A 17,500-nucleotide genomic window follows, 5' to 3' on the forward strand; every position below is an offset into this window, starting at 1 on the left:
CTCGCACTGATACATCGACTGATCAATGGCGTATTAACAACTGCACACATTGTCGGGCGGGGACATACGGTTTCCAGAGGAACCTGTACTGATTCAAAATGTGAACAGCCCGGTGAATCCAAGACTCACCGGGCTGTTCATTTGTTGGCCGTAGACCGCGTCTAGATCAGAAATCCAGGTTCGCCACCGACAGGGCATTGCTCTCGATGAAGTCACGACGAGGCTCGACCGCATCACCCATCAGGGTGTTGAAGATCTGGTCCGCGGCGATGGCATCTTCGATGGTCACTTTCAGCATGCGGCGCACGGTCGGGTCCATGGTGGTTTCCCACAGCTGATCCGGGTTCATCTCACCCAGACCTTTGTATCGCTGGATGGTGTGGCGCTTGGTGCTTTCGGCCATCAGCCAGTCCAGGGCTTCCTTGAACTCGGTGACCGGCTTCTTGCGTTCGCCGCGCTGGATGTACGCGCCCTCGTCCAGCAGGGTGCTCAGCTGGGCGCCGAGGGAAACGACGGTCTTGTAGTCGTTGCTGCCGAAGAAGTCGCGGTTGAAGGTGACGTAGTTCGACAGGCCGTGGGAGATCTGCTCGACCTCCGGCAGCCACACGCCACGCTCGCGGTCTTCGCGCAGGCTGGCCTTGTAGACCAGGCCGGACTTCTCGACGGTGCGCAGGCGCACTTCGTACTTGGCCAGCCATTCCTGCATGGCGGCGTGGTTGCCCAGCATCTCCAGGCTCACCGCCGGCAGGTAGATGAAGTGCTCGGTCAGCTCCTGCGGGTACAGGCGCGACAGGCGCTTGAGGGTCTTCATCACCATGCGGAAGTCGTTCACCAGGCGCTCCAGCGCTTCGCCGGAAATGCCCGGGGCGTCTTCGTCCAGGTGCAGGCTGGCGTCTTCCAGGGCCGACTGCGTCATGTACTCTTCCATGGCGTCGTCGTCCTTGATGTACTGCTCCTGCTTGCCCTTCTTGACCTTGTACAGCGGCGGCTGGGCGATGTAGATGTAGCCGCGCTCGATCAGCTCAGGCAACTGACGGAAGAAGAAGGTCAGCAGCAGGGTGCGGATGTGCGAACCGTCGACGTCAGCATCGGTCATGATGATGATGTTGTGATAACGCAGCTTTTCGATGTTGTACTCTTCGCGGCCGATGCCGCAGCCAAGCGCGGTGATCAGCGTGCCCACTTCCTGGGACGAGATCATCTTGTCGAAGCGGGCCTTCTCGACGTTCAGGATCTTGCCCTTGAGCGGCAGGATGGCCTGGGTCTTGCGGTTGCGCCCCTGCTTGGCAGAGCCGCCCGCGGAGTCACCTTCCACGAGGTACAGTTCGGACAGCGCAGGATCCTTTTCCTGGCAGTCGGCCAATTTGCCCGGCAGGCCGGCGATGTCCAGCGCGCCTTTGCGGCGGGTCATCTCACGGGCCTTGCGCGCCGCTTCACGGGCACGGGCCGCGTCGAGCATCTTGCCGACGACCAGCTTGGCTTCGTTCGGGTTCTCCAGCAGGAAGTCGGAGAAGTACTTGCCCATTTCCTGTTCGACCGCGGTCTTCACTTCGGAAGAGACCAGCTTGTCCTTGGTCTGGGAACTGAACTTCGGATCCGGCACCTTCACCGAGATGATTGCGGTCAGGCCTTCACGGGCGTCGTCACCGGTGGTGGCGACCTTGTGCTTCTTGGCCAGGCCTTCCTGCTCGATGTAGTTGTTCAGGTTACGGGTCAGCGCGGAACGGAAGCCCACCAGGTGGGTGCCGCCGTCGCGCTGCGGAATATTGTTGGTGAAGCACAGAAGGTTTTCGTTGAAGCTGTCGTTCCACTGCAGGGCGATTTCGACGCCGATGCCGTCCTCACGCTGGATGTTGAAGTGGAACACCTGGTTGACCGCGGTCTTGTTGGTGTTCAGGTATTCAACGAATGCGCGCAGGCCGCCTTCGTACTTGAACAGCTCCTCTTTGCCGCTGCGCTCGTCCTTGAGGACGATGCCGACGCCGGAGTTGAGGAACGACAGTTCGCGAATGCGCTTGGCCAGGATGTCCCAGCTGAAGTGGATGTTCTTGAAGGTTTCCTTGGAAGCCTTGAAGTGGATCTGGGTACCGGTGGTTTCGCTGTCGCCCACGATCGCCATCGGCGCCTGAGGCACGCCGTGCACGTAGGTCTGCTCCCAGATCTTGCCGCTGCGGCGAACGGTCAGCACCAGCTCTTCGGACAGGGCGTTCACCACCGACACACCTACACCGTGCAGGCCGCCGGAGACCTTGTAGGAGTTGTCGTCGAACTTACCGCCGGCGTGGAGGACGGTCATGATGACCTCGGCGGCGGAAACGCCTTCCTCCTTGTGCACATCCACCGGGATGCCGCGACCGTTGTCGCGCACGGTGATGGATTCATCTGGGTGGATGATGACGGCGATGTCGTCGCAATGGCCGGCGAGGGCTTCGTCGATCGAGTTGTCGACCACCTCGAACACCATGTGGTGCAGACCGCTGCCATCGTCGGTGTCACCAATGTACATACCGGGACGTTTGCGCACGGCATCCAGGCCTTTCAGCACTTTAATGCTCGATGAGTCGTACGTATTTTCTTCGCTCAATGCCTTCACTCCCGATGGTCGTGGGTCTGGGTGATACGGCCCTGTTCCACGTGGAACAGAGCGACTGGCGTTTCCGTCTGCCAGCCTTCCCTCAAAAATTCGTGGTCTACACAGGTGATAAAGACCTGGCAGCGTAAGTCTTCCAGCAAGCGGCACAGCGCACGGCGGTGCTGCTCGTCCAGCTCGGACGGCAAGTCATCCACCAGATAAATACACTGCCCGCGACGGGCCTGGCTCACCAGGTGCCCCTGGGCGATCCGCAAGGCGCAGACCACCAGCTTCTGCTGCCCCCGGGACAAGATGTCCGCGGCGTTGTGCGCACCCAATCGAAGGCGCAGGTCAGCGCGTTGCGGCCCGGCCTGGGTATGGCCCATCTGCTGATCCCGTTGCAGGGAGCCGGCAAGCACGGCGCTCAGTTCCCGATCCTTGTCCCAGCCCCGGTAATAGCTGAGCGTCAAACCCTCGAGCTCAACCAGTTCGCTCAAGGTCTGTTCAAAGACCGGTTTCAAGGCTTTGATGTAAGCGCGGCGGTATTCATCGATTTCAGCGCTGGCCTGGCACAGTTCCCTGTCCCAAACCGCTTGCGAAACGGCGTCAAGTGTACCATGCCGCAGCCAGGAGTTTCTCTGGCGCAAGGCCTTCTGCAAACGCTGCCAAGTGGCCATGAACCGCGGTTCGACGTGGAACACGCCCCAGTCCAGAAACTGCCGGCGGATCTTCGGCGCGCCTTCCAGAAGGCGAAAACTGTCCGGGTTGATCAACTGCAGCGGCAGGATTTCCGCCAGTTGCGCAGCGCTGCGGGCGTTCTGCCCGTCGATGCGGATCTGGAACTCACCCTGGCGGTCGCGGGATATCCCCAGCGCGCTGTGTCCGCCTTCGGCCAGCTCGACCTGGCCGAACACGGTGCAGCTGAGCTGTTCGTGCTGAATGACCGGCAACAGCCGCGTGCTGCGAAACGAACGGGCAAGCCCCAGCAGGTGAATGGCTTCCAGGACACTGGTTTTGCCGCTGCCGTTGGCGCCGTAAAGGATGTTGATGCGGGGAGAGGGGGAGAAGGTCACCGGGTGCAGATTGCGCACCGCGGTGACCGAGACGCGACTGAGCGACATCTAGTTGGCGCTGATTACAGACGCATCGGCATGACAACGTAAGCCGAATCGTCGTTGTCGGATTCCTGCACCAGCGCACTGCTGTTGGAGTCGGACAGGATCAGGCGAACCTGCTCGGTGGTCATCACGCCCAGCACGTCCAGCAGATAGCTGACGTTGAAGCCGATCTCCAGCGAGCTGCCGTTGTATTCCACGCCCACTTCTTCTTCCGCCTCTTCCTGCTCCGGGTTGTTGGCCTGGATCTTCAGCTGGCCGCTGGCCAGTTGCAGACGGATACCGCGGTACTTCTCGTTGGACAGGATCGCGGTACGGCTGAACGCCTCACGCAGGGCCTGGCGGTCGCCCAGCACCAGCTTGTCGCCACCCTTGGGCAGGACGCGCTCGTAGTCCGGGAACTTGCCGTCCACCAGTTTCGAGGTGAAGGTGAATTCGCCGGTGGTCGCGCGGATGTGGTGCTGGCCCAGCACGATGCTGACGTTGCCGTCCGGCTCGGTGAGCAGGCGCGCCAGTTCCAGGATGCCTTTGCGCGGCACGATCACCTGGTGGCGGTCCTGCTGGCCGATGTCGGCCTGCATCGAGCACATCGCCAGGCGGTGACCGTCGGTGGCCACGGCGCGGATCACGCCGGTGGACACTTCCAGCAGCATGCCGTTGAGGTAGTAGCGCACGTCCTGCTGGGCCATGGCGAAGCTGGTGCGCTCGATCAGGCGACGCAGCTTGCTTTGCTCAAGGCTGGTGGTCAGCGAGCCCGGGCCTTCTTCCACGGTCGGGAAATCGTTGGCCGGCAGGGTCGACAGGGTGAAGCGGCTGCGGCCGGCCTTCACCACCAGTTTCTGCTCGTCGACCTTGATGTCGATCAGCGCGTCGTTCGGCAGGCTCTTGCAGATGTCCATCAGCTTGCGCGCAGGCACGGTGATGGAGCCGGTTTCCGCAGGCTCTTCGAGCTGCACGCGGCCGACCAGCTCGACTTCAAGGTCCGTGCCGGTCAGCGACAGCTGCTGGCCGTCGACGACCAGCAGCACGTTGGACAGCACCGGCAAGGTCTGTCGGCGTTCGACGACACCTGCGACCAGTTGCAGGGGTTTCAACAGGGCTTCGCGTTGAATGGTGAAATGCATGGTCTAGTCCCTTGCCTCAATAAGCTGCGCTGGCGTTCATCAAGTGGTCAGTGTACGCAGCAGGTTCTTGTAGTCCTCGCGGATGTCCGCGTCGGATTCCTTAAGTTCGTTGATCTTGCGGCAGGCGTGCAGAACGGTGGTGTGGTCGCGGCCGCCGAACACATCGCCGATTTCCGGCAGGCTGTGGTTGGTCAGTTCCTTGGACAACGCCATGGCGACCTGACGCGGGCGCGCCACCGAGCGCGAACGGCGCTTGGACAGCAGATCGGAGATCTTGATCTTGTAGTACTCGGCGACGGTGCGCTGAATGTTATCCACAGAGACCAGCTTGTCCTGCAGCGCCAACAGATCCTTGAGGGATTCGCGGATCAGCTCGATGGTGATCTCGCGGCCCATGAAGTGCGAGTGGGCGATCACGCGCTTGAGCGCGCCTTCGAGCTCACGGACGTTGGAACGGATGCGCTGGGCGATGAAGAACGCCGCATCGTGGGGCAGCTCGACCTTGGCCTGGTCGGCCTTCTTCATCAGGATCGCGACGCGGGTCTCCAGTTCCGGAGGCTCGACCGCCACGGTCAGGCCCCAGCCGAAACGGGACTTCAGGCGCTCTTCGAGGCCTTCGATCTCCTTCGGATAGCGGTCGCTGGTGAGGATCACCTGCTGGCCACCTTCAAGCAAGGCGTTGAAGGTGTGGAAAAACTCCTCCTGGGAGCGTTCCTTGCGGGCGAAGAACTGGATGTCGTCGATCAGCAGGGCGTCCACCGAACGGTAGAACCGCTTGAACTCGTTGATCGCGTTCAGTTGCAGCGCCTTGACCATGTCGGCCACGAAACGCTCGGAATGCAGGTACACGACCTTGGCGTTCGGGTTCTTCTTCAACAGGTGGTTGCCCACCGCGTGCATCAAGTGGGTCTTACCCAGGCCGACGCCGCCGTACAGGAACAGCGGGTTGTAGCCGTGCTTGGGGTTGTCCGCCACCTGCCAGGCCGCCGCACGGGCGAGCTGGTTGGACTTGCCTTCGACGAAGTTCTCGAAGGTGAAGGTGCGGTTCAGGTAGCTGGTGTGCTTGAGGGCGCCCTCGACCTGCACGGTGCGCTGTTCGGTGCGCACCGGGGCCTGCTGGGAAGCGGCGCCGGCCATCGGATCGAAACTGTCGCGCGACGGCTCCTCGATGACTTCTTCGGCTTCGGCCTTCTGCGCAGCACGCTTGGCCGGCGCTGCCACCGGGGCCGGTGCGGGCGCGGCAGGCGCCGCATTCACCTGGGCCTGTGCCGCTGCGGCCGCCAACGGGGCGTTCGGCGCGGCGCGGGGGGCCGAGCTGCGTTTGCTGCCTATTAATAAGGAAAGCGCCGGCGCCATGCCGTTGCCGTGCTCATCCAGCAGCTCGAGGACGCGTCCCAGGTACTTTTCGTTGACCCAGTCCAGAACAAAACGGTTGGGCGCATAGACGCGCAACTCGTCGCCTTCGGCTTCGACCTGCAGTGGACGGATCCAAGTGTTGAATTGCTGGGCAGGCAGCTCTTCGCGCAAAAGCTCCACGCACTGCTGCCAAAGTTCCACTGACACGGAGATCCCCTAAGTTGAAAGCCGGTGAGGCAAAAACAAGCGGCCATTGTAGCGGCCAGCCGTCCACTTATCCACACGCAGGTGACCCGATGGAGGCGAATTATCAATGCGTTAACCGGGAAAAAGGCGACCGACGGTGCTCCAGGGAGCTCTGTGGATAACCGCCGATGAGGGCACTGGACAACTGGGGGCAAAAGCGCGTGGATAACCGGCCTGTGGATAACCATCCATTGCACACACAGGTTTTCCGGCCTCGCGGCACAGGCTGACCACGGTTTTCCAGCCTAGTTGTCATTCTCTGTACATCAGATGGAATAAGGCCTCAGAGTAGTTATCCACAAAGGAAGGCCACACTAGCTTTAACAAGCTTTACAGAAAAGCTTTAAATTCTTCGTTTCTTTATTTTTATGTTTGCCACCGGGTTCTCAAGCCAGAAAGCCGATGACGATCTGTCCATAAGGAAACGTTGGTTGGAAATTGACCTGAGGACTTGCTTTCTCTAGAATCCCCGGTCTCTTAAAACAGGGGCCATTCCGGCCGTTGTGGACGAACCAGGTAACACGACATGAAACGTACTTTCCAACCAAGCACTATCAAACGCGCTCGTACCCACGGTTTCCGTGCTCGCATGGCCACCAAGAACGGTCGTGCCGTCCTGTCGCGTCGCCGCGCCAAAGGCCGTGCGCGTCTGACCGTTTGATATCCCGGTACTGGAGGTGAGTCAGGACTTCAGTCGGGAAAAGCGTCTGCTTACACCCCGGCACTTCAAGGCAGTCTTTGACTCCCCTACCGGCAAGGTTCCGGGGAAAAATCTCCTGCTCCTTGCGCGCAACAACGATCTCGATCACCCCCGCCTCGGGCTGGTCATCGGGAAAAAGAGCGTAAAGCTCTCCGTCGAGCGCAATCGCCTCAAACGCCTGATGCGCGAGTCGTTCCGTCTGAACCAGGATTCACTGGTCGGCTGGGACATCGTCATCGTCGCGCGCAAAGGTTTGGGCGATGTTGAAAACCCCGAATTGATCCAACATTTCGGCAAGCTCTGGAAACGCCTGGCGCGCAACAAGCCGGCATCTCCAGCCAAAACCGAAACTGTGGGGGCTGACAGTCCAGATGCGTAAACTGGCGCTCGTTCCGATCCGGTTCTATCGCTATGCCATTAGTCCGCTGATGGCCAGTCACTGTCGTTTTTACCCCAGCTGTTCTTGCTACGCGTACGAAGCCATCGAAAATCATGGCCTTCTGCGCGGTGGCTGGCTGACCTTTCGTCGTTTAGGTCGCTGTCATCCGTGGAATCCCGGTGGTTATGACCCGGTTCCACCTGTCCCTACCTCCCGTTCTTCTTCGATGGCCGAGTAATCATGGATATCAAACGCACGGTCCTGATCGTCGCCCTGGCAATCGTGTCCTACGTCATGGTCCTTAAATGGAACCAGGACTACGGTCAAACTGCCCTGCCGACTCAGAATGTTGCCTCGAGCACGACCACATCTGGCTTGCCGGACACCGCAACCGGCAATAACGCCTCCGCCAACGACGACATTCCGCACGCCGCGAGCGACAGCAACGCGCCCGCCGAAGCGCCGGTCGCCGTCAGCAAGGACCTGATCCAGATCAAGACCGACGTGCTCGATCTGGCGATCGATCCACAGGGTGGCGACGTCGCTCAACTGACCCTGCCGCTGTATCCGCGTCGCCAGGACCGTCCGGACGTGCCGTTCCAGCTGTTCGACAACGGCGGCGAGCGCATCTACCTGGCGCAAAGCGGCCTGATCGGCACCAACGGCCCGGACGCGAACCCGGCCGGCCGTCCGCTGTACGCGTCGGAGAAGAAGACTTATCAACTGGCCGACGGCCAGGACCAACTGGTCGTCGACCTGAAGTTCAGCAAGGACGGCGTCAACTACATCAAGCGTTTCACCCTGAAGCGCGGCCTGTACGACGTGACCGTTTCCTACCTGATCGACAACCAGAGCGCACAACCCTGGACTGGCGCGATGTTCGCCCAGCTCAAGCGTGACGCCAGCGCCGATCCGTCGTCCACAACTGCCACCGGCACCGCGACCTACCTGGGCGCCGCTCTGTGGACAAGTTCCGAGCCGTACAAGAAAGTGTCCATGAAGGACATGGACAAAGGTCAGCTCAAGGAAACCGTCAACGGTGGTTGGGTCGCCTGGCTGCAGCACTACTTCGTGACCGCGTGGGTGGCTCCGAAGGGCGAAAGCAACATCGTCCAGACCCGCAAGGACAGCAAAGGCAACTACATCATCGGCTACACCGGCTCCACATTGACCGCTGCGCCAGGCGCCAAGGTCGAAACCAGCGCCGTGCTGTACGCAGGTCCAAAGAGCCAGGCCGTCCTGAAAGAGTTGTCCCCAGGCCTGGAACTGACCGTCGACTACGGCATCCTGTGGTTCATCGCCCAGCCGATCTTCTGGCTGCTGCAACATATCCACAGCATCGTCGGCAACTGGGGCTGGTCGATCATCTTCCTGACCATGCTGATCAAGGGTCTGTTCTTCCCGCTGTCGGCCGCCAGCTACAAGTCCATGGCCCGCATGCGCGCCGTGGCGCCGAAACTGGCTGCACTGAAGGAACAGCATGGCGACGACCGGCAGAAAATGTCGCAAGCCATGATGGAGCTGTACAAGAAAGAGAAGATCAACCCGCTGGGCGGCTGCCTGCCGATCCTGGTGCAGATGCCGGTCTTCCTCTCGCTGTACTGGGTACTGCTCGAAAGCGTGGAAATGCGCCAGGCGCCGTTCATGCTGTGGATCACCGACCTGTCGATCAAGGATCCGTTCTTCATCCTGCCGATCATCATGGGCGCCACCATGTTCATCCAGCAGAAGCTGAACCCGACGCCGCCGGATCCGATGCAGGCCAAGGTGATGAAAATGATGCCGATCATCTTCACCTTCTTCTTCCTGTGGTTCCCGGCCGGTCTGGTGCTGTACTGGGTTGTGAACAACTGCCTGTCGATTGCCCAACAGTGGTACATCACGCGTAAGATCGAATCGGCGACGAAAAAAGCCGAGGCGTAACTTACTCTGTGGATAACCACTCAAAACGCCCCCTAGTGGGGCGTTTTGCTATCTGCCACTTTTGTCTGGATACCGGTTTATGAGCGCACCTCGTGAAACCATCGCCGCCGTCGCCACTGCCCAGGGGCGCGGCGGTGTGGGCATCGTCCGCATTTCCGGCCCGCTGGCCGGTGCCGCGGCGAAAGCCATCAGCGGCCGCGAACTGAAACCCCGGTTCGCCCACTACGGCCCGTTCTTCAGCGCCGACCGAGAGGTGCTGGACGAAGGACTGGCGCTGTATTTCCCGGGCCCCAATTCCTTCACCGGCGAGGACGTGCTGGAACTGCAGGGCCATGGCGGCCCGATCGTGCTGGACATGCTGCTCAAGCGCTGCCTGGAACTGGGCTGCCGACTGGCGCGCCCCGGCGAATTCAGCGAACGCGCGTTCCTCAACGACAAGCTCGACCTGGCTCAGGCAGAGGCCATCGCCGACCTGATCGAAGCCAGTTCCGCACAAGCGGCGCGCAATGCGTTGCGCTCCCTGCAGGGTGCGTTCTCCCAGCGTGTGCATGAACTCACCGAGCAACTGATCGGCCTGCGCATCTATGTGGAGGCCGCCATCGACTTCCCCGAGGAAGAGATCGACTTTCTCGCCGATGGCCATGTGCTGAGTATGCTCGACAAGGTGCGTGACGACTTGTCCACCGTGCTCCGTGAAGCCGGGCAGGGCGCATTGTTGCGCGACGGCATGACCGTCGTGATCGCCGGTCGGCCGAATGCCGGCAAATCCAGCCTGCTCAATGCGCTGGCCGGCCGGGAAGCGGCGATCGTGACCGAGATCGCCGGCACGACCCGGGACATTCTGCGCGAACATATCCACATCGACGGCATGCCGTTGCATGTCGTGGACACCGCCGGCCTGCGCGACACCGACGACCATGTGGAAAAGATCGGCGTCGAACGCGCCCTCAAAGCCATCAATGAAGCGGACCGGGTGCTGCTGGTGGTCGACGCCACCGCGCCGGAGGCCGCCGATCCGTTCGCTCTGTGGCCGGAATTCCTGGAAACGAAGCCGGATCCGGCCCGCGTGACCCTGATCCGCAACAAGGCTGACCTGACCGGGGAGGCGATCGCCCTGGAGGTCAGCGACGATGGCCATGTCACGATCAGCCTCAGTGCGAAGTCGGCGGGCGAGGGGCTTGAGTTGCTGCGCGAACACCTCAAGGCCTGCATGGGCTACGAACAGACGGCGGAAAGCAGCTTCAGCGCCCGACGCCGGCACCTCGAAGCCCTGCGTCACGCCAGTGCGGCGCTGGAGCACGGCCGCGCGCAACTGACCCTCGCCGGCGCCGGTGAACTGCTGGCCGAAGACTTGCGCCAGGCCCAGCAATCCCTGGGGGAAATCACCGGCGCGTTCAGTTCGGACGACCTGCTGGGACGAATCTTCTCCAGCTTCTGCATCGGCAAGTAATCCAGCCGTCTCCCATAGACAGGCCCAATCGCGGCCTGTCTGCCCTTCCTTCCCATCATTCCTCTCTCAAACGTCGGCCAGACACGTTCTGCCCGGTCGGATTTTCCATGCCCGGAGCGTTCTCGTTCGTCTGATTTCTGTGGATTAAGCCCTGTGAATAACTGCCGATGAGGTCAGTTGATAACAGGGCCTGAAAACTGGATATAACCGCATCTGTGGATAACGACCCCTTTCATCCACAGGCTTAAGGCGGTTATCCCAATGGCTCCGTGGCACATGGACACAGACTTATGAATCTCTGTACAGATTGAAAACAAAGGCGTTCAGCCTGTTATCCACAGATAGGGGCGGGCCTAAGAATAAACATAAAAACAAGGTTTTATACATTTCTTTCCTTTTTAATTTTTTTGTCCGCGATTTTTCCACAGCTGGTTAAATTTTGTGCAAAGGGTTCTTTAGGAAAGGCGAAGTCCCTATACTTGCCGACCAGGTCCAGAAACCTGAGATCGAATTTTTCCTTAAATACCTACTTAAGCAGGCACGAGGTGCGTGGTGGATTTCCCTTCCCGTTTTGAAGTGATCGTCATCGGCGGCGGTCATGCCGGTACCGAGGCAGCACTGGCGTCAGCGCGCATGGGGGCAAAGACCCTGTTGCTGACGCACAACGTGGAAACCCTCGGCGCCATGAGCTGCAACCCGGCCATCGGCGGCATCGGCAAGAGCCATCTGGTCAAGGAAATCGACGCCCTCGGCGGCGCGATGGCCATGGCCACCGATCTGGGCGGCATTCAGTTCCGCGTATTGAACAGCCGCAAAGGCCCGGCGGTGCGGGCGACCCGCGCACAAGCCGACCGGATCCTGTACAAGGCCGCTGTCCGCGAGATCCTGGAAAACCAGCCCAACCTGTGGATATTCCAACAGGCCGCCGACGACCTGATCGTCGAGCAGGAACAAGTGCGCGGTGTCGTCACCCAAATGGGTCTGCGTTTCTTCGCCGATTCCGTGGTGCTGACCACCGGCACGTTCCTCGGCGGACTTATCCACATCGGCCTGCAGAATTATTCCGGCGGCCGCGCCGGCGATCCGCCCTCGATCGCCCTGGCCCGTCGCCTGCGTGAGCTGCCGCTGCGCGTCGGCCGCCTGAAGACCGGTACGCCGCCGCGCATCGACGGCCGGTCTGTGGATTTCTCGGTGATGACCGAGCAGCCGGGCGACACGCCGATCCCGGTCATGTCGTTCCTGGGCAACAAGGAACAGCATCCGCGGCAGGTCAGCTGCTGGATCACCCACACCAACGCGCGCACCCACGAGATCATCGCGGCGAACCTCGACCGTTCGCCGATGTACTCCGACGCCGGCGAGATCGAGGGCATCGGCCCGCGCTACTGCCCGTCGATCGAAGACAAGATCCACCGTTTCGCCGACAAGGAAAGCCATCAGGTGTTCATCGAACCTGAAGGCCTGACCACCCATGAGCTGTACCCGAACGGGATATCCACAAGCCTGCCGTTCGACGTGCAGCTGCAGATCGTGCAATCGATCCGCGGCATGGAGAACGCGCACATCGTGCGGCCGGGCTATGCGATCGAGTACGACTACTTCGACCCCCGCGACCTGAAGTACAGCCTGGAGACCAAAGTCATCGGCGGCCTGTTCTTCGCCGGCCAGATCAACGGCACCACCGGCTACGAAGAGGCCGGCGCCCAAGGTCTGCTGGCCGGCGCCAACGCCGCGCTGCGGGCCAAGGGCAAAGAAGCCTGGTGCCCGCGCCGCGACGAGGCGTACATCGGCGTGCTGGTCGACGACCTGATCACCCTCGGCACCCAAGAGCCGTACCGCATGTTCACTTCCCGTGCCGAGTACCGCCTGATCCTGCGCGAGGACAACGCCGACCTGCGCCTGACCGAAAAAGGCCGCGAACTCGGCCTGGTCGACGACGCGCGCTGGGCGGCGTTCTGCAAGAAGCGCGAAGGCATCGAGCTGGAAGAGCAGCGGCTGAAAAGCACCTGGGTTCGCCCGGGCACACCCCAGGGCGATGCGATCGCCGAAAAGTTCGGCACGCCGCTGACCCACGAATACAACTTGCTCAACCTCTTGAGCCGTCCGGAAATCGACTACGCTGGTCTGGTCGAAGTGACCGGGCAGGGCGCCGAAGATCCACAGGTCGCCGAACAGGTCGAGATCAAGACCAAGTACGCCGGTTACATCGACCGGCAGCAGGACGAGATCGCCCGCCTGCGCGCCAGCGAAGACACGAAACTGCCTGTGGATATCGATTACGCGAGCATTTCCGGTCTCTCCAAGGAGATCCAGGGCAAGCTCGGCGCGACCCGCCCTGAGACCCTGGGCCAGGCGTCGCGGATTCCGGGCGTCACCCCGGCGGCGATTTCCCTGTTGATGATTCATTTGAAAAAACGCGGCGCGGGCCGTCAGTTGGAGCAAAGCGCTTGAGTTCTAAGGTCACTTCGCAACACGCCGAAGAGTTATCCACAGGAGCCCGTGCGCTCGGTGTCAACCTCAGCGAAACCCAGCACGAGAAACTGCTGGGTTACCTGGCCCTGTTGATCAAATGGAACCAGGCCTACAACCTGACCGCCGTGCGCGATCCGGACGAGATGGTTTCCCGTCACCTGCTCGACAGCCTGAGCGTGATGCCGTTCATCGAAAACGGCCGTTGGCTGGATGTGGGCAGCGGCGGCGGCATGCCGGGCATCCCGTTGTCGATCCTGTATCCGGACGCACAAGTGACGTGCCTGGACGCCAACGGCAAGAAGACCCGCTTCCTGACCCAGGTCAAACTCGAGCTCAAACTGGATAACCTGCAAGTTGTCCACAGCCGGGTCGAGGCCTTCCAGCCTGCGCAGCCGTTCAACGGGATCATTTCCCGGGCGTTCAGCAGCATGGAGAACTTCACCGGCTGGACCCGCCACCTCGGCGACGCCGACACCCGCTGGCTGGCAATGAAGGGCGTCCATCCGGCCGATGAGCTGGTAGCATTGCCGGCAGACTTCAAACTCGATAGCGAACACGCCCTGGCCGTACCCGGTTGCCAAGGCCAACGCCATCTGCTGATACTGCGCCGCACGGCATGATTGGGAACACAAGCAAGAATGGCTAAGGTATTCGCGATAGCGAACCAGAAGGGTGGTGTGGGCAAGACCACCACCTGCATCAACCTCGCAGCATCCCTGGTCGCGACCAAGCGCCGGGTGCTGCTGATCGATCTCGATCCACAGGGCAACGCCACCATGGGTAGCGGTGTGGATAAACATGGCCTGGAAAACTCGGTCTACGACTTGCTGATCGGCGAATGCGACCTGGCCCAGGCCATGCACTTTTCCGAGCACGGCGGTTATCAGCTGCTGCCGGCCAACCGCGACCTGACCGCGGCGGAAGTCGTACTCCTGGAAATGCAGATGAAGGAAAGCCGTCTGCGCAGCGCCCTGGCGCCGATCCGCGAGAACTACGACTACATCCTGATCGACTGCCCGCCGTCGCTGTCGATGCTGACGCTCAACGCGCTGGTGGCCGCCGATGGCGTGATCATCCCCATGCAGTGCGAGTACTACGCGCTCGAAGGCTTGAGCGACCTTGTGGATAACATCAAGCGCATCGCTGAACTGCTGAACCCCAACCTCAAGATCGAGGGGCTGCTGCGCACCATGTTCGACCCGCGCCTGAGCCTGATGAACGACGTCTCCGCGCAGCTCAAGGAGCACTTCGGCGATCAGCTGTACGACACGGTGATCCCGCGCAACGTGCGCCTGGCCGAAGCGCCGAGCTACGGCATGCCGGCCCTGGCCTACGACAAGCAATCGCGCGGTGCGCTGGCCTACCTGGCCCTGGCCGGCGAGATGGTTCGCCGTCAGCGCAAGAATTCACGCATCGCCGCCGCCCAGCCAACTTAAGGAATCCCCATGGCCGTCAAGAAACGAGGTCTCGGACGTGGACTGGATGCACTGCTGAGCGGTCCGAGCGTCAGCGCACTGGAAGAGCAGGCGGCGCAGGCCGATCTGCGCGAACTGCAGCACCTGCCGCTGGACCTGCTCCAGCGCGGCAAGTACCAACCGCGCCGGGACATGGATCCGCAAGCGCTCGAAGAGCTGGCGCAATCGATCAAGGCCCAGGGCGTGATGCAGCCGATCGTGGTGCGCCCCATCGGCAGCGGCCGCTTCGAAATCATCGCCGGCGAGCGCCGCTGGCGCGCCAGCCAGCAGGCCGGGCAGGAAACCATCCCGGCGATGGTGCGCGACGTGCCGGACGAAACGGCCATCGCCATCGCGCTGATCGAGAACATCCAGCGCGAAGACCTGAACCCGATCGAAGAAGCGATCGCCCTGCAGCGCCTGCAGCAGGAATTCCAGCTGACCCAGCAACAGGTCGCCGAGGCGGTGGGCAAGTCCCGCGTCACGGTGGCCAACCTGCTGCGGCTGATCGCCTTGCCTGAAGTGATCAAGACCATGCTGTCCCACGGTGACCTGGAAATGGGGCACGCCCGTGCCTTGCTCGGTTTGCCGGACAATCAGCAGGTCGAAGGGGCGCGACATGTTGTCGCACGCGGCCTCACCGTGCGCCAAACCGAGGCACTGGTTCGGCAATGGCTCAGCGGCAAACCGCAGCCTGCGGAGCCGGCCAAACCGGACCCGGACATCGCCCGCCTCGAACAGCGTCTGGCCGAGCGCCTAGGCTCTGCGGTGCAGATCCGCCACGGCAAGAAGGGCAAGGGTCAGCTGGTGATCGGCTACAACTCCCTCGACGAGCTTCAGGGCGTGCTTGCACACATCCGCTGAAACAATTCCTCTTGTAGCGCGCAGTCGGAAATCACTACCTGACAGTTGAATAGGGGCAGAACCGCCCCTATACTCTGCGCGCATTTTGTCGGCACAAATTATGCCAAGTTATTGAATTTCGGCAGCCGACCATTGGAGAGCAACAGTGATGGAAACCCGCACGCCAAACCGCTTGCCTTTCCATCGCCTGGCGGTTTTTCCGGTGTTGATGGCTCAGTTGGTCATTCTGCTGATCGCCGCTTTGGCGCTTTGGCAATGGCGCGGAGTCGTTGCCGGATACTCGGGTCTTTGCGGAGGCCTGATAGCCTTGCTGCCCAATGTTTATTTCGCTCACAAGGCATTTCGGTTTTCCGGCGCCCGAGCAGCCCAGTCCATCGTCCGGTCTTTTTACGCCGGCGAGGCAGGCAAACTGATTTTGACGGCAGTGCTGTTTGCACTGGTGTTTGCAGGTGTGAAGCCATTGGCGCCGATCGCTGTGTTCGGCGCGTTCGTGCTGACCCAGTCGGTCAGCTGGTTCGCTCCCCTGCTGATGAGAACAAGACTTTCGAGACCTTAGGGCGTTTGAGGCAACCATGGCAGAAACAACGGCTTCGGGCTATATCCAGCACCACTTGCAGAACCTGACCTTCGGTCAGCTACCCAACGGCGGCTGGGGCTTTGCCCACACCGCGGCAGAAGCCAAGGAAATGGGTTTCTGGGCTTTCCACGTCGATACCCTCGGCTGGTCGGTTGCCCTGGGCCTGATCTTCGTATTCCTGTTCCGCATGGCGGCCAAGAAGGCGACCTCCGGTCAGCCGGGCGCGCTGCAGAACTTCGTTGAAGTCCTGGTCGAGTTCGTCGACGGCAGCGTGAAGGACAGCTTCCACGGCCGCAGCCCGGTGATCGCACCGCTGGCGCTGACCATCTTCGTATGGGTGTTCCTGATGAACGCCGTCGACCTGGTGCCGGTGGACTGGATCCCTCAACTGGCCATCCTGATCTCCGGTGACCACCACATCCCGTTCCGCGCCGTGTCGACCACCGACCCGAACGCGACCCTGGGCATGGCGTTCTCGGTTTTCGCACTGATCATCTTCTACAGCATCAAGGTCAAGGGCATCGGCGGCTTCATCGGCGAGCTGACCCTGCACCCGTTCGGCAGCAAGAACATCCTGGTCCAGGCGCTCCTGATCCCGGTGAACTTCCTGCTGGAGTTCGTGACCCTGATCGCCAAACCGATCTCTCTGGCACTGCGTCTGTTCGGCAACATGTATGCCGGCGAGCTGGTGTTCATCCTGATCGCCGTGATGTTCGGCTCCGGCCTGCTGTGGCTGAGCGGCCTGGGCGTTGCGCTGCAGTGGGCGTGGGCTGTGTTCCACATCCTGATCATCACCCTGCAGGCGTTCATCTTCATGATGCTGACCATCGTCTACCTGTCGATGGCGCACGAAGAAAACCATTAAGGGCAGCTTCGGCTGGTCTGATGTCCCTCCCGGTCAAACGGGAGGGGGCTCCTGACGGGGCCTCTGAAACGATTTGTTTTACCGCTTTAATCTAAAAAACCTAAACCATACGACGTAAAAGTCGGGAGGAAAGATGGAAACTGTAGTTGGTCTAACCGCTATCGCTGTTGCACTGTTGATCGGCCTGGGCGCACTGGGTACCGCAATTGGTTTCGGCCTGCTGGGCGGCAAGTTCCTGGAAGGCGCTGCGCGTCAGCCGGAAATGGTTCCAATGCTGCAAGTCAAAATGTTCATCGTTGCCGGTCTGCTCGACGCCGTAACCATGATCGGTGTTGGTATCGCTCTGTTCTTCACCTTTGCGAACCCGTTCGTTGGTCAGATCGCTGGCTGATTACTCGGATCT

The 17,500-nt window shown here is 61.1% G+C and carries 16 protein-coding genes; 12 read left to right on the forward strand and 4 right to left on the reverse strand.

Annotated elements, in window-relative coordinates:
* Positions 1 to 166 precede the first annotated feature (166 nt).
* From gyrB to dnaA, 4 genes are read right to left on the reverse strand one after another with little or no spacing between them, the layout of a single operon-like run.
* Entirely contained in the window at positions 167 to 2,584 is a 2,418-nt protein-coding gene (gene gyrB, locus CAG29_RS00560) for a DNA topoisomerase (ATP-hydrolyzing) subunit B (RefSeq protein WP_085579284.1), read from the reverse strand.
* A gap of 5 nt (positions 2,585 to 2,589) precedes the next feature.
* Positions 2,590 to 3,693 carry a DNA replication/repair protein RecF gene (gene recF, locus CAG29_RS00565; protein WP_085579282.1) on the reverse strand — a complete coding sequence of 368 codons (1,104 nt, stop codon included), beginning with the start codon at positions 3,691 to 3,693 and terminating at the stop codon, positions 2,590 to 2,592.
* A gap of 14 nt (positions 3,694 to 3,707) precedes the next feature.
* Entirely contained in the window at positions 3,708 to 4,811 is a 1,104-nt protein-coding gene (dnaN, locus tag CAG29_RS00570; protein WP_085579280.1) for a DNA polymerase III subunit beta, read from the reverse strand.
* A 39-nt stretch (positions 4,812 to 4,850) separates the two neighbouring features.
* Complete coding sequence (gene dnaA / locus CAG29_RS00575; protein WP_085579278.1) at positions 4,851 to 6,374, reverse strand: chromosomal replication initiator protein DnaA; 1,524 nt, start codon at positions 6,372 to 6,374, stop codon at positions 4,851 to 4,853.
* A 565-nt stretch (positions 6,375 to 6,939) separates the two neighbouring features.
* Between dnaA and rpmH the strand changes: the two genes are divergently transcribed.
* From rpmH to atpE, 12 genes are all read left to right on the forward strand, one after another.
* Positions 6,940 to 7,074 (forward strand): 50S ribosomal protein L34, encoded by a 135-nt coding sequence (rpmH, locus tag CAG29_RS00580; protein WP_013793569.1) that lies wholly within the window; start codon positions 6,940 to 6,942, stop codon positions 7,072 to 7,074.
* A 16-nt stretch (positions 7,075 to 7,090) separates the two neighbouring features.
* A complete protein-coding gene (rnpA, locus tag CAG29_RS00585) occupies positions 7,091 to 7,492 on the forward strand; it encodes a ribonuclease P protein component (protein ID WP_170929990.1) in 402 nt (133 codons plus the stop codon).
* Positions 7,485 to 7,730 (forward strand): membrane protein insertion efficiency factor YidD, encoded by a 246-nt coding sequence (gene yidD / locus CAG29_RS00590; protein ID WP_085579274.1) that lies wholly within the window; start codon positions 7,485 to 7,487, stop codon positions 7,728 to 7,730. Before rnpA ends, yidD begins: the two co-directional genes overlap by 8 nt.
* Before the next feature lie 2 nt (positions 7,731 to 7,732).
* The gene (gene yidC / locus CAG29_RS00595) at positions 7,733 to 9,415 is read left to right on the forward strand and encodes a membrane protein insertase YidC (protein ID WP_085579272.1); all 1,683 of its coding nucleotides are present in this window, start codon (positions 7,733 to 7,735) and stop codon (positions 9,413 to 9,415) included.
* 79 nt (positions 9,416 to 9,494) lie between these two features.
* Positions 9,495 to 10,865, forward strand: coding sequence for a tRNA uridine-5-carboxymethylaminomethyl(34) synthesis GTPase MnmE (gene mnmE / locus CAG29_RS00600; protein WP_085579270.1), 1,371 nt, complete (start codon positions 9,495 to 9,497; stop codon positions 10,863 to 10,865).
* A gap of 552 nt (positions 10,866 to 11,417) precedes the next feature.
* On the forward strand, positions 11,418 to 13,316 hold the full coding sequence (gene mnmG / locus CAG29_RS00610; protein ID WP_085579267.1) for a tRNA uridine-5-carboxymethylaminomethyl(34) synthesis enzyme MnmG: 1,899 nt from the start codon (positions 11,418 to 11,420) through the stop codon (positions 13,314 to 13,316).
* Positions 13,313 to 13,957: a 16S rRNA (guanine(527)-N(7))-methyltransferase RsmG gene (gene rsmG / locus CAG29_RS00615; protein ID WP_085579265.1), complete on the forward strand. Its 645-nt coding sequence runs from the start codon at positions 13,313 to 13,315 to the stop codon at positions 13,955 to 13,957. The genes mnmG and rsmG overlap by 4 nt, the downstream gene beginning before the upstream one ends.
* An 18-nt stretch (positions 13,958 to 13,975) precedes the next feature.
* Entirely contained in the window at positions 13,976 to 14,773 is a 798-nt protein-coding gene (locus CAG29_RS00620) for a ParA family protein (protein WP_085579263.1), read from the forward strand.
* A 9-nt stretch (positions 14,774 to 14,782) separates the two neighbouring features.
* Positions 14,783 to 15,655, forward strand: a complete 873-nt coding sequence (locus tag CAG29_RS00625) for a ParB/RepB/Spo0J family partition protein (RefSeq protein WP_085630347.1) — start codon at positions 14,783 to 14,785, stop codon at positions 15,653 to 15,655.
* Between the two features lie 148 nt (positions 15,656 to 15,803).
* Positions 15,804 to 16,211, forward strand: a complete 408-nt coding sequence (locus tag CAG29_RS00630) for a F0F1 ATP synthase subunit I (RefSeq protein WP_085579259.1) — start codon at positions 15,804 to 15,806, stop codon at positions 16,209 to 16,211.
* A 16-nt stretch (positions 16,212 to 16,227) separates the two neighbouring features.
* A complete protein-coding gene (gene atpB / locus CAG29_RS00635) occupies positions 16,228 to 17,097 on the forward strand; it encodes a F0F1 ATP synthase subunit A (RefSeq protein WP_085579257.1) in 870 nt (289 codons plus the stop codon).
* Between the two features lie 133 nt (positions 17,098 to 17,230).
* The gene (atpE, locus tag CAG29_RS00640) at positions 17,231 to 17,488 is read left to right on the forward strand and encodes a F0F1 ATP synthase subunit C (RefSeq protein WP_003097235.1); all 258 of its coding nucleotides are present in this window, start codon (positions 17,231 to 17,233) and stop codon (positions 17,486 to 17,488) included.
* The last annotated feature ends 12 nt before the right edge of the window (positions 17,489 to 17,500 follow it).

It is taken from the genome of Pseudomonas sp. B7(2017) (assembly GCF_002112745.1).
Lineage (GTDB): Bacteria > Pseudomonadota > Gammaproteobacteria > Pseudomonadales > Pseudomonadaceae > Aquipseudomonas > Aquipseudomonas ekonensis.

Bases quoted from the DNA above. Each gene is read 5' to 3' on its own strand.
- recF (WP_085579282.1), bottom strand. From the start codon at position 3,693: ATGTCGCTCAGTCGCGTCTCGGTCACCGCGGTGCGCAATCTGCACCCG.
- dnaN (WP_085579280.1), bottom strand. From the start codon at position 4,811: ATGCATTTCACCATTCAACGCGAAGCCCTGTTGAAACCCCTGCAACTG.
- rpmH (WP_013793569.1), top strand. From the start codon at position 6,940: ATGAAACGTACTTTCCAACCAAGCACTATCAAACGCGCTCGTACCCAC.
- yidD (WP_085579274.1), top strand. From the start codon at position 7,485: ATGCGTAAACTGGCGCTCGTTCCGATCCGGTTCTATCGCTATGCCATT.
- yidC (WP_085579272.1), top strand. From the start codon at position 7,733: ATGGATATCAAACGCACGGTCCTGATCGTCGCCCTGGCAATCGTGTCC.
- mnmE (WP_085579270.1), top strand. From the start codon at position 9,495: ATGAGCGCACCTCGTGAAACCATCGCCGCCGTCGCCACTGCCCAGGGG.
- CAG29_RS00620 (WP_085579263.1), top strand. From the start codon at position 13,976: ATGGCTAAGGTATTCGCGATAGCGAACCAGAAGGGTGGTGTGGGCAAG.
- CAG29_RS00625 (WP_085630347.1), top strand. From the start codon at position 14,783: ATGGCCGTCAAGAAACGAGGTCTCGGACGTGGACTGGATGCACTGCTG.
- CAG29_RS00630 (WP_085579259.1), top strand. From the start codon at position 15,804: ATGGAAACCCGCACGCCAAACCGCTTGCCTTTCCATCGCCTGGCGGTT.
- atpB (WP_085579257.1), top strand. From the start codon at position 16,228: ATGGCAGAAACAACGGCTTCGGGCTATATCCAGCACCACTTGCAGAAC.
- atpE (WP_003097235.1), top strand. From the start codon at position 17,231: ATGGAAACTGTAGTTGGTCTAACCGCTATCGCTGTTGCACTGTTGATC.